Genomic DNA, 12766 nt, shown 5'->3' with positions numbered 1-12766 from the left:
TAAATTCAATATCTTTAAGTTGGAAAGTAAAAAATATCTGGACTGAGTCCAAATATTTTGATAATTAAATTTTTGAGTATTTATTGCTAACGTACTGATTTATCGTAATTAATACCAGCTGCTTTTGGAGCTTTAGATTTACGTGATGTAAAGATTAAAACAATAAGAGTCATTAAGTAAGGAATTAATGTGAATAAACCTTTATAAGGCACTATTGGTTTTAATATTTCTCATTGTGCTGATTGTAGTGCAATACTAAATCCATAAATAAATGAAAATCCTAAAGCTGCAATAAATACTAATCCTCCACGTCATTGACCCATAATTAAAATAGCTATTGCTAAGAATCCTAAACCTTGAACGTTTCCGATAAATTGAGCCCCAAGATATTGAGCCATAAAAGCACCTGCTAATCCTGCTAATGCACCAGAAATACTAATTCCTTGTCATTTGTAACGGTTAACATTTACCCCAGCAACGTCAGCTGCTTGTGGATTTTCTCCAATAGCTTTAAATCTTAGTCCTCATTTTGTGTATTTTAATACTCAAATTGCTGCTATACCAATAATAGGTACAATAAATATTTTAAGTGAAATAGAACTTAAAAAACTTCCAATACTATCTTGACTAACTGCTAATTCATCTATAGCAAAGTCAATTTTGTCTTGTCTTGCAACTACAAAGACCATTGTTAGTGCAATTCCGGCTGCTAATGAGTTAATAGCAACTCCAGAAATAGTATGATCTGATTTTAATTTGATTGTAGCTAAACCATGTAATCATGAAAAGGCCATTGAAACGACCATACTTATAGCAAACAGAGGAATTTGGAATCATCCAGGGCGAGAATTTCCAAATGCTGCTGCATAAGGTCCTACCATTAAACGAGCAGTAATAGCATAAGTTAATGCACCAATTATCATCATTCCATCAATACCAATGTTGATAATTCCGACTCTTTCAGAAAATAGACCACTAAGTCCACCAATCGAAAGAATGCAGAAGTATAGAATCATGAAACTAATTAATATTATAAAAAAGGTTTCCATTATTTACTTTGCTCCTTTTGATTTTCTTTTTTAGCAGCATCAAGTAAGGCTTGTGCAGCTTTATTATTTTCTAAAATTGTTTGTTTTCTAGTTTCTTGTGCTTTTTTCTTTTCCGAAATATATTCATCTTTAGATAATTTAAGTTTTAGTTCTTTTAAAAGAGCTTTATGTTTTTTATCTAAATTAACACGGAAGTTATAAATATCTTCTAGTTCTTTAGAATAAGTATCTTTTGCAATTTTTAAATCAGCTGCATAAGCCATTTTAATTTCTTGTAAATGATAATATTTTAGATCAATTAAACGGTTGGTAATTTCTTTTTTAGCAATTGAAATCTCTGTAAAGTAGTTTAGTGAATCTTCATGAGTTTTTACATCTTCAATTTTTAGATTTAAACTAACTCCATTGTTTAATTTAGCTAATTTAGTTTTTAAGTCATGAATTTCTTCTTTTGAGTGACTTAGTTCTAATTTAAGATCATGTAAATCTTTTTTATAAAGAGCATGTCTTTTTTTCTTGAATGTTAAATAGTGATAACGTCTTTCTCAATAAGCTTTACTAATCATTAATAAAATATATTTATGTGAGAATTGTACTGTTTTAAAGTTAAAGAAGATATTACTTAAAGCAGCTAGATAAACTATTAATCCACCAATAACTTGTGTTGATTCATTTGTAATTCCTGCACCTTGTAAATTAGCTGTTGTCATAATTGCAAAGAGAATTGATGAAAAGATTAATCCTATTGGTGAATTATAAGCTAATAAAGAAATAGGAATAGTATTAAATCCAATTAATAAAGGTTGTGTTTCAATTGGAAATTGTTGTTTAAAAATAACATAGTAAATTACACCAGCTAAACCAGCAAACATTGAAGAAGTTCCCATTAAAGTAATGGTTAAAACTTTTTCATTGCTTCCTGCATATTTACTTACATGTTTGTTTAATCCATTCATTTTTATTCTATAACCGATTGTTGTTTTTGATAAGACAAATCATACAGCACATGCTAAAACGATTGCAACTACTAAAAATATTGGTCAAACATTACCATATGAAAAGGCACTAGCATTTTCCATAGCAATACTTCCTATATTATCAGTTCTACCAAAACCAGCAGGTCCATTACTAAATAAAAATGATGATGTATATAAAATGATTCAGTTTAATAAAATTGTTGCAACAACCTCATGCACATTTAAAAAACTTTTTAAGAATCCTACAAATGCTCCTATAGCAAATGTAAAGATTAATGATAGAACTAAACATAAAATAAAAATTCCACCATTGATTGTTATTCCGTTTTTTTGGAAGGTTAAGATTATAACCATTGATAACATTCCACCAGCCATCATCTGACCTGGTATACCAATGTTAAACAATCCTGCTTTAAAACCTATGGAAATTCCTAAAGTTGCTATAATTAAGACAATTAAGTTAATTGCAAATAGATTTCTGATTAATGAAAAGTTTGTAAAAATTGATTTTGTTAACATTAATGAAAAAATATCAAATGGATTTTTCTTTAAAAAGATAATAAAGATAGAAGAAATTAATAATCCAAAGAAAACTGCTCATAGTGAGTTATACATTCTTCTTCTTGCATAACCTTTTTCTTCACTTTTGAAGTTATGAACTCCTTTTAGTAAGAAAGAAGATAATTTATCATTAAAATTTTTAATTTTATTCATGTTTATCTCCTTGCTTTATATCGGCCATTCATAGTCCTATTTGTTCTCTTGTTACATTTTCTTTGTTAGCCATACCTTGAATTTTTCCGCCAGAAAGAACCATTATTGTATCAGCTAGTGCTAAAACTTCATCTAGTTCATATGAAATTAGTAAAATTGCTTTACCATTTTCTTTTTCCTTAATAATATCTTGGTGAATTTGATTAATAGCACCAACGTCAAGACCACGTGTAGGTTGTACAACAATAATTAAATCGTGTGGTGTTAGCATTTCACGACCAACAATAGCTTTTTGTTGATTACCACCAGAAAGAGATCTAGCTTTTGAACGTCCCTCTCTAGAACCACGAACGTCAAATTTTTCGATTATTTCGTTAGAAAAGTCATTTCTATTTTTTAAGTTAATAATGCTATATTTGTTAAATAATGGATCTTTTAAACGTCTTAAAATTGCATTTTCGCTAATTGTATAATCTAAAACTAAACCGTATTTATGTCTATCTCCAGGAATATACGAAATTCCTTGTTCGCTTTTCTTTTGTACTGAAGCATGTGTTAAATCAATTTCCTGCAAAGGATTTTGATTAATATCTTCTTGTGTGAAGAATCCCTTTTTAAGATCTTTATCATTTTTAGCTAATTGTTTTTGTTTGTAAAATAGTATTTTACCTTTATTAGGTTTTAAAAGTCCTGAACATAGAAACTCAATTAATTCTTGTCCATTACCTTCAACTCCAGCTACTGCCAAAATTTGTCCTGATTTTATTTCAAAATTTAAATCTGTAACTTGTTTAGTTGCTTTAGCATAGACGTTTTGAAATTTCATAACGGTATGACCAAAGTTTGCTTTTGAAGTATTTTTTGGTAAAACAACCGTTTTTCCAACCATTGCTTTAGCTAATTCGGGAATTGATGTCTTTTTGACATCATAATTTCCAATAACTTTTCCGTGACGAATAACTGTTGCTGTATCCGCTACTTCTTTAATTTCATTTAATTTATGTGAAATAAATAAAATTGTTTTTCCTAATTCTTTAAATCTTTTAAACGTTTGTAAAAGCCCTTGAATTTCAGCATCGGTTAAAACCGCAGTTGGTTCATCAAATACTAAAATATCGCTGTCTCTATAAAGCATTTTTAAAATTTCTACTTTTTGTTGAGTTGAAACTGTAGATTCAGAAGTTATTTGATTTAAATCAAAATTTAAATTATAAGTATGTTGAATAGCTTCTATTTTTTTTCTCGATAATTTTTGATCCATTACCATTGATTTATTGTATTCACTACCAATAATAATATTTTCTAAATTTGTGTAAATATCTACTAATTTAAAATGTTGGTGTACCATTCCAATTCCTAAACGATTTGCATCATTAGGATTTTTAATAAATACAGCTTCATCATTTATTTTAATATACCCTTTTGTAGGTTCATAAAGACCAAATAAAATGGACATTAAAGTACTTTTTCCAGCTCCATTCTCACCTATAATAGCGTGAATAGAACCTTTTTTTACTTTAAAACTTACATCATCATTGGCTCTAATACCTGGGAAATCTTTAGTCATATTGACAAATTCAACTGCATTTTCGATTTTTGTTTGCATTCCCCTCCATATAAAAGATAAATTATGCTTATGGACATAATTTATCTCATTATTTATAAAATTATTATTTTGCTTTTGCGTCTGTTGCTAATTTACTTAAATAATCAACTAATTTTGCACCATCAGCTGTTGCAGCTGTATAACCTGCATCATCTAAATCTTTAGCTAAATCTGTTAATTTTTCTAAAGCAGCTTTACCTTTTTCAAGTGAAGCATCAGCTTTACCTTTTTCAGCACCTGCTAGTGCAGAAGGAGCATATCCAACTAAGTTGTCTTTAAATGTTCCTAAAACAACATGGCTTTTCTTACCTAATTCAAAACCTTTTAATAAGTCATATTTAGCTGGCCCTTGGTATAATTCTGCTAAAACATCATAGTTAGCTTGTGCAATACGTTTTGTAATTGAACTGAAGAATTTTGCTGAATCATTTGTGTATGATAATGATTGATCAACGTCAACTCCAATAACTAATTTATCTTTTTGAGCATCACCTTTTAAGCTGTTTAACAATACTCCTGTTGCTGGTCCGGCTACTGGTAAAATAATTGTAGCTCCTGAAGCAACAGCAGCATTTACTGCAGCAGTCATTTTTTGGTCAGCAGGATCAAATCCTGAAGATAAGTCAACTTTTCCTGTTGAAGAAAGTTTAATTTCTGTTTCTTTACCTTTGTTTGCTTTGTTGAATGCTTTAATTCCTTCATAGAATCCACGAATAAATCCTGTAACACCATCAAATGCACCACCACCAAAAGCATAAACACTACGTTTTGCAGCATCGCTTGGGTATGTTGTTGCTAAGTAATCTGCAGCAGCATATCCTACGATAAATGCTGATTGTTCAACTTTAAATGTAATTCCAATTCCATGTCCAGCTGTAACAGCGGGAACAAAGTCAGTTCCTACAATAATTGTTTCATTTTTTTCTAAAGCAGCCTTGTTTTGCTCTCAGAATTTTTGAACAGGTTCACCATGTAAGAATCCACTTGTTAATCATACTTTAACGTTGTTTGATAATGCTTCAACGTATTGTTCTGAAATTTTGTCGTGACCTGTAGGTCTTAAATTATGGAATTTTGGCAACATATTAAATTGATTTGCTGCTAATCATCCACCCTCATATGTTGACTGGTTAAATGATTTATCATTAACGTGTCCAGCATCAGTAATCATAACTACTGAATTTTTTACAGTAGCATCTTCTTTTTTACCGTCGTTTAATAATTTAACTGTACCAATTTCTTTGTCAGCTAATTTACTTGCTGCACCTTCTAGTCCACTTGAACATGAAATTGCAACTGCAGAAACAAGCCCTAATGCACTAACTGTTCCTAATGTAAGTAATATTTTTTTAGTTTTTATCATAATATCCTCTTGTTTTTGATGTCATTTTTTAAATATATAAATGACTATTTATATTATATATAAAAGGGTAAAAAATAGAATTGTAATTCCATAATTTACCACATTTTTGAAAATTTTAAAAGTCTTAAAAAAGGCATAAAAAAAGCCAAAATTTGGCCTTTTTATTATTAGAATATTCTAACTCCTGTTAATTCTAATATTAATAGAATTAAGATTATTATAAATATAACTAGTAGTGTTCATAGAATTATGTATTGAATCATATCTGATCTTTTAGCAGGTTTTTCTTCTTTGTATACATATCTTTCAACAACTTTTGTTTGATTTACAACAACTGGTGTTTGTGGAGCTGGTGCTGCAACTTGAACTACTTTAAAGATTTTTTCTTTAACAGGTTCTGCTTCAACTTCTTTTGTTAAGTGTGTTCCGTTTACTAAACCATATTTAGGCATGTTACCTGGATTGTAGTGCACAACTTCGTATTCGTATTTTGCTAAAGGTACAAATACTATTTGTTTGTCATCTAATAAAATAAATGATGTAGCATGTGCAACTCTTTCAGTTTTTTCACTAAATTCATCATTGTAGTATACTGCATTAGCTTCTGTATCTTCAAGTGTTGGATTTGGTTTAACAGCTTTTGAAAACTTGTTTGTTTGAACTTTAAAGTTTTCTAATAGAACTTTAATTTGTTCTGATTCTTCTTTTTTATCTTTTACTGTGTTAGCAAGTGATGAATAGTAGTTGAACACTCCATCAAAATTGCTTTTAATTAACATAGCATCTGATTTACAACATTCATTTGTAGTTAGGTGTTTTGTGATGTATTCTAATTTAGAAACATATATATCTAAAACGATAATTTTATTTCTTAATTCAACATCAGAAACGTGTGTAAGAACAGCGATAAATTCTGTTGGTACAACTTTAATTTTTTCAGCTTCTTCTAATTCTTTAATTTGTTCTTCTAGAGCTTTAATTTTGTCTGATTGATCACTACCTTGAGATTTTTCTTTAAGTTGTAAAATTAATAATTCAATATCTTTTTTAGCTTGATCTAATTCAACATCTTTTTTAGATCTTCTTTTTGGTCTTTCAAAGTTATCTTCAGGTGGGAAGTAATTAACTGTGTTTGGATCTTCAAATACTCTTTTATAATCTGCATTAACTGCTTCAAATCTTGGTTTTGCTTTTTCTTCGTCTCTTGTTCAGTTTCTTGGGTTTATACGAAATTCTAAAAATGTTTCAACATAACCAATTGATCCATCAAAGTTTTCAACAACAACTTCGTGTTCCATTACTCCTTTTTCATCTTTTTCTGAAATTACTTGACCACCTCAAATTCCTTCTTCATTTTGGAATCAAGTAATACATTCGATTTCTTGATGCAAGAATCAATCCATGGCTTCTGGTCTAGTTTTAAAGTGAGCAAGTGCTTTTTTAACTTTAGGGTGTTTTAGTTGTCATGGATATTTTTTGTTTTTTTCAGGTGAGTATGTACATTGTAATCTTCTCATAATATCTCCTTCGTAATACACTTTTGTGCTTAACATAATTATTATATTACTATCTAATTATAAATTGTTTAACCTTTTAGTGCTTTATCATAGGCATAAAAGGAAATACTTGGTTTTAAAATAAATATTTTTTCAAGTTTTTATTTCTTTTGTGTAATTTTAGACCATTTATAATTACAATTTATTATTAATGATTTAACTATATTAATATAGTAGTTTTTAAAAAGAATAAAATAAAAAATTTTTAATACTTAAACATTTCCTTATTCACCTATTTTAATGCAAAAAATGTATAAGTAGTTATTTAAATTATATTAATTTGGTTAAAAAGTAACAACAAAGAACTTTTTTAACTATAATTTAATTATGATTTATAAACCAAATTCTGTTGCTTATGGAACTATAACAACATTAAATGAAAAAGAAATTATTGCAACAACTAAAGACGGTTGCAATTTTATCATTACTAAAAATAATATTACAGATTGAAAAGTTAATAGTTTACTCTCTGAATTTAAAATTGGTGAAAAAATTAATTTTATTGTTTTAAAACAAGAAAGCAAAAAACAAGGAATAGCTTCATTTAAATTAAATCATCCTCAATTTAGCCGTAGTCCTTTTGAATACGATCTTGAAGAAACAGCTGGTGGATTTAAACAATTAAAATTAAGTGTTGAACAAACTATAAAGGAATATAAAGATGATAAAGTTAAAAACAATTAATTTTACTTCACATCAAAACGAAAATAGTGATGTGCAAAATGATTTAATTGAAACAAATAAAATGCTTCTAAGTAAAAATTTAACTGATTTTGAATATTTAGAATTTAACGATATTGCCTTTAATTATTCAATTACAGGAATAAAAAGAATTATAAAAATGTGTAATAATTTAAAAAGCAATTGTGTTGAATCGCTTAAAGAATTATTTATTTTTGCACCATCTTTTCAAATAAATAATATAATGGCTGCATTAAATTTTGTTTTAGGTGAGTCTTATTTTTACAAAAAGCATGCTTTAAAAATTACATTTTTAGAATTTCATGAGTCTTATTCATCACTACAAGAAAAAATTGATTATTTAAATACAAAAACGCGTAGAGATTTTGGAATTATTATTTTAGGAGATTTAAAGAAAAATCCTTCTTTTGAAAAAATAATAAAAAGGTCACTTAGTGATGTACAATCGAATTTAGGTGCTCGTTTTTTAAAGAAAAATGTTTTTATAATTGGAAAATATTCAACAGTAGAATTGTTTAAAAATATTAATATAAATAGCTCAAATATTTTTGTAACCTCAGATAACATAGCAGATAATAATACTTTTTTTACAGAGTCTTGTTTATTTCCAATTGCTTTATGTGGTATTGATATACTGAAACTTGTAAAAGGATATAAAGATATTAGTTTAAATGCCTATAGTATAGACCTAGAAAATAATTTAGCCCTTCGTTTTGCTTCACATTTATTTCATGATTTATATAATTTAGGCCTAGATCGAACACATTTAAATATAATTGCTTCTGATTCTAAAAATATGAAACATTTATTAGACTTACACTTGTTTAATCAAAACATTCTTAATATTTCCAAAGATATAGCTTCTATAGGTTTTTATGGAAACGAAAACATCTATACACAAGGGCAAATGTTAGTTGATGGAAACAAGAATAAATCTATTTTGTACTTTACAATCAATGAAGAAAAAATCGATTATCAGCCAAGTAGTGAAGTTGATCATAATGATGGATTTACACACTTAGAAATTAATTCACTAAATAAATTTAAAAAAGATTCGTATTTAGTTTTTAGAAATTATTTATCCTCATTTAGTGCAAATATAAAAATCTTAGAAGTAACCATTGATGCCTTTAATGAAGAAACATTTGGCGGTTTAATAGCACTTATTTACTATGCAAATATTTATTATGCAATGTTAATAAATTCAAACGCTTTTATTAATCACAAGTAAAGAAAAAAGAGCCAAGGCTCTTTTTTCTGCGATTTATTTTACATTTTATAATAAAAAGAAATCCTCAAGGGTATTACATCTTTTTATACAGCGTGTGCTGTATTTTTATTGTAGCATAAAATTTTATTTTTTTCTATGTAAATAGTATTTTTTTGTTAATTTTTTTCTAATTATTTTAAACAATTAATATTTTTGTGAATTTTTATTTAATTTTTTGCTAAAGCGAAATTGATTTCGCATGAAAAATCATTTGTATATAATATTCGTATGAAAAAGACTATTAACGAAAAAATGAATAAATTATATTGCATAATTGCGGCTATGTATGTATCTTCACTTCCATCTAAAGAAAGAAGTATGTGAAAATACCAAAAGCAACATTTATCCGCAAAATTTGATATTAATGTTGGAAGTATTCATTTTTATGAACAACATATGGATGTATTTTTTGACAATGGTAAACAAGGATTCAATAAAAAAGATTTTAATTTGTGAGATAACGATTTATTTTTAATTTATGAACATTTTAAAAATCATTCACAGTTAGAACTTAAAGAAATTTTTAATAAGTTACTCTGAGTGCCTAACGAAAAATTAAAAAATATTATTTCTCCAAAATTATTAAAATCTTCTCTAGAAGCCAAAAAGAAAATTATTCCTAACTTTAAACCTCTATCATAAAGCTAAAAAGAAAACAAAAAAAGCCAAATGGCTTTTTATTTTTTATTCGTGTACTGGGATATCGATTCCGTTAACTGTTAATTTTTCAACTACACCTGGTTTAACAATGTTGCTGTATGCACAATTTCTGTGTGCTTCTTTCATAACTCTAACAGCATCTTCATCGCTAACACCTGGAATTGTTGCACTAATTTCAACTTTTAAGCTAAATGCAAATACGTTATCTTCTTGGTTAAATAATTTTACTTTTACACCTACTGGTAATTCAGGAACATTTAGTTTGAATCTTTTTGTTGTATATAAAGCAATTGATGAGAAACATGCAGCATATCCAGCAGCAAATAATTGTTCAGGGTTAGATTTTTCACCTTTTCCACCAACAGCTTTAATTAAATCAATTTCTTGTTTTAAGTGACCATCATCTGATCATACTTTTCCTTCACGACCGTCGCAAGCGTGGCAAACGGTTTCATATACTTGTCTTAATTGTGACATTTTTTTACCTCTTTGTTTTTTTATTTAATAAGTAAATATTAATATAAATATTTTAAAAATTGAATAAAAAAGTAGAAAAAAGTTATTATTTCCATATTTACCACAAAAAAAGTGCAATTTGTGGAAATAAATTTCATATATTAAACCGGTAAAGTGAGAGGATAAAAAAACTATACACACTTGTGTATAGTCAAATAAATTATTTTTTATCTAATGTAAGTTTTAAACTTGCGCTTCTTGCAGCTTCTCAAATAATTTCATTATATGTTGGGTGTGGATGGATTGTGTGAGCAATTTCATGAACTGAAATTTCTTGATCCATAGCCATACCAATTTGTGAAATATAATCTGTTGAGTTAGGTCCTACAATACTTGCTCCTAAAATTTCACCATATTCTTTATCAACAACTAGTTTAATAAATCCTTGTGTATTTGTTGTAGCAACTGATTTTCCTAAGTAATCAAATAAGTATTTTGAACTAAATACATCACGACCTTCTGCTTTTGCTTCAGATTCTGTTTTACCAATAAATGAAATTTCAGGTGAAATGTATATACATCCTGGAACACCTTTAGGGTCATATTTAGATTTTTCTTTATCGCCTAAAATTGTAAAGATTGCTGCTAAAGCATGTGCATAAGCAACGTGGGCTAACATGTTTTGCCCAGTTACATCACCTATTGCATAAACACCTCTAACATTTGTTCTTTGGTGTTTATCAACAAGAACTTCACCTATTTTTCCTAGTTTAACACCTACTTCAGCTAGTCCAGCAGAAACCGGTCCTCTACCTGTAGCAGTTAAAATTAATTCAGGTTTAACTTTGTGTTCTTTTCCATCATGTGTATAATGTAATTCTTTTTTAACAAGTTTATTAGTTTGAACATTGTAAAGAATTTTAACACCCATAGCTTCTAAACCTTTTGATGCTTCTTTTGAAACATCTGGATCAGCCATTGGTAAAATTCTATCTGAGTTTTGCAATAATGTAACTTTAGTTCCACTTAGTGCAAAAATTTGAGCAAATTCAACACCAATAACTCCTCCACCAATAATTACTATTGTTTTAGGAAGATTAACGCTGTGATTAATTGCTTTTTTACTTGTAATAACTTGACCTGATTCATAACCTTCAGCAAAACCTTCAATCATATCTAGTCTTTTTGCTCTAGAACCAGTAGCAATAATTACGTTTTTAGTTCTATAAACATCACCATTTACTTCTATTTCTCTAGCTCCAACAAAGTGTGCTTCACCTTCAATAGTTTTTACTTTTGAAGATTTCATTAACATTTTTACACCATTAGCAACTTTATTAACGACATTGTCTTTACGTTCATGTATGTTTGTTCATGTTTTTTCATAATCAATTTTTAAATCATCAAAATTAGCAACAACTCCATAAACTTTACTATGTTTTAATTCATGAATAGCTTCGGTTGATTTTAAAAGTGCTTTTGTAGGAATACATCCTGTATTTAAACAAACACCACCTCATTTTCATCTTTCAATAATCATGGTTTTTAAACCACTTTTTCCGGCTTCTTCAGCAGCTAAATATCCACCAGGACCAGATCCTATAACTATAACATCATATTCTTCTTTAATAGATCCTGTATATACTTTTCCTTCTTCACCTACATATGCAGATTTAGTTGTATTTGACTGTGGTGTAGTCATTTGTGGTGATTCTACTTTTGGAGCTTCCGAGACAGCAGGTGCAGCTGCAAATGCAGAAAAGTCAATTAAATCATTATTAACTTTCATTTCACCAACCACACTAGCAGCTTCAGAACTATCGTTTTTAGCTGCTGGTGCACTTGAAGCATAACTTTTTCCATCATCGATTAAGAAAATTTCTTGACCAACATGAATAGTTTCACCTTCTTTCATTAAAATTGATTTAATTGTCCCTGTTACAGGAGAAGGAATATCTGAAGTAACTTTATCAGTTTCTACAGAAAATAATGAATCACCTTCGTTTACTTTATCACCTTCTTTAAAGAAGATTTGGGCAACATTTCCTTCATGTAATCCTTCACCAATATCAGCAAATTTAAACGAATAAAATGAAGTTGATGTTGCTACTGGTGCACTTGTTGAAGATGCAGCAGGAGCTTCATTTACAGTTGCACTAGCACTTGTATCAGGACCAGATCCATCGTCAATAACGAAAATTTCTTGTCCAACGTGAATAGTTTCACCTTCTTTCATTAAAATTGATTTAATTGTTCCAGTTACAGGACAAGGAATATCTGATGTAACTTTGTCAGTTTCAACTGAAAATAATGAATCACCTTCTTTTACTTTGTCACCTTCTTTTACAAAAATTTCAGCGACATTTCCTTCGTGTAGTCCTTCACCAATATCTGCGAATTTAAATTTGTACAT

At 28.5% G+C, this 12766-nt stretch carries 10 protein-coding genes; 3 read left to right on the top strand and 7 right to left on the bottom strand.

Annotated elements, in window-relative coordinates; genetic code table 4:
* Positions 1–86: 86 nt before the first annotated feature.
* From MALL_RS00095 to MALL_RS00075, 5 genes are all read right to left on the bottom strand, one after another.
* Positions 87–1049, bottom strand: a complete 963-nt coding sequence (locus tag MALL_RS00095) for an ABC transporter permease (RefSeq protein WP_005683127.1) — start codon at positions 1047–1049, stop codon at positions 87–89.
* Complete coding sequence (locus tag MALL_RS00090) at positions 1049–2740, bottom strand: ABC transporter permease (RefSeq protein ID WP_005683079.1); 1692 nt, start codon at positions 2738–2740, stop codon at positions 1049–1051. Before MALL_RS00090 ends, MALL_RS00095 begins: the two co-directional genes overlap by 1 nt.
* Positions 2733–4346, bottom strand: coding sequence for an ABC transporter ATP-binding protein (locus MALL_RS00085; protein WP_005683133.1), 1614 nt, complete (start codon positions 4344–4346; stop codon positions 2733–2735). Before MALL_RS00085 ends, MALL_RS00090 begins: the two co-directional genes overlap by 8 nt.
* Positions 4347–4410: 64 nt before the next feature.
* Complete coding sequence (locus tag MALL_RS00080; RefSeq protein ID WP_005683107.1) at positions 4411–5709, bottom strand: BMP family ABC transporter substrate-binding protein; 1299 nt, start codon at positions 5707–5709, stop codon at positions 4411–4413.
* Positions 5710–5876: 167 nt separating this feature from the next.
* Positions 5877–7226, bottom strand: a complete 1350-nt coding sequence (locus MALL_RS00075; RefSeq protein WP_005683158.1) for an MAG3090 family protein — start codon at positions 7224–7226, stop codon at positions 5877–5879.
* Positions 7227–7592: 366 nt separating this feature from the next.
* On the opposite strand from MALL_RS00075, the gene MALL_RS00070 reads away from it, so the two are divergent.
* The 3 genes from MALL_RS00070 to MALL_RS00060 all read left to right on the top strand — a co-directional run bounded on the left by MALL_RS00070 (position 7593) and on the right by MALL_RS00060 (position 9879).
* The gene (locus tag MALL_RS00070; protein ID WP_005683137.1) at positions 7593–7949 is read left to right on the top strand and encodes a hypothetical protein; all 357 of its coding nucleotides are present in this window, start codon (positions 7593–7595) and stop codon (positions 7947–7949) included.
* Positions 7927–9198, top strand: coding sequence for a glucose-6-phosphate isomerase (locus MALL_RS00065; RefSeq protein ID WP_005683136.1), 1272 nt, complete (start codon positions 7927–7929; stop codon positions 9196–9198). The genes MALL_RS00070 and MALL_RS00065 overlap by 23 nt, the downstream gene beginning before the upstream one ends.
* Positions 9199–9465: 267 nt before the next feature.
* Positions 9466–9879: a hypothetical protein gene (locus MALL_RS00060; RefSeq protein WP_005683150.1), complete on the top strand. Its 414-nt coding sequence runs from the start codon at positions 9466–9468 to the stop codon at positions 9877–9879.
* 42 nt (positions 9880–9921) lie between these two features.
* Here MALL_RS00060 and MALL_RS00055 read toward each other — a convergent pair whose 3' ends face one another.
* Positions 9922–10374 carry an Ohr family peroxiredoxin gene (locus MALL_RS00055; protein ID WP_005683151.1) on the bottom strand — a complete coding sequence of 151 codons (453 nt, stop codon included), beginning with the start codon at positions 10372–10374 and terminating at the stop codon, positions 9922–9924.
* Positions 10375–10573: 199 nt separating this feature from the next.
* Positions 10574–12766 (bottom strand): dihydrolipoyl dehydrogenase, encoded by a 2193-nt coding sequence (gene lpdA / locus MALL_RS00050; protein WP_005683160.1) that lies wholly within the window; start codon positions 12764–12766, stop codon positions 10574–10576.

The sequence above is a fragment of the Mycoplasmopsis alligatoris A21JP2 genome (assembly GCF_000178375.1).
GTDB classification, from domain to species: Bacteria; Bacillota_I; Bacilli_A; order Mycoplasmatales; family Metamycoplasmataceae; genus Mycoplasmopsis; species Mycoplasmopsis alligatoris.
Note: the sequence above shows the minus strand (reverse complement) of the source record. Positions and strands in the feature narration are given on the sequence as shown.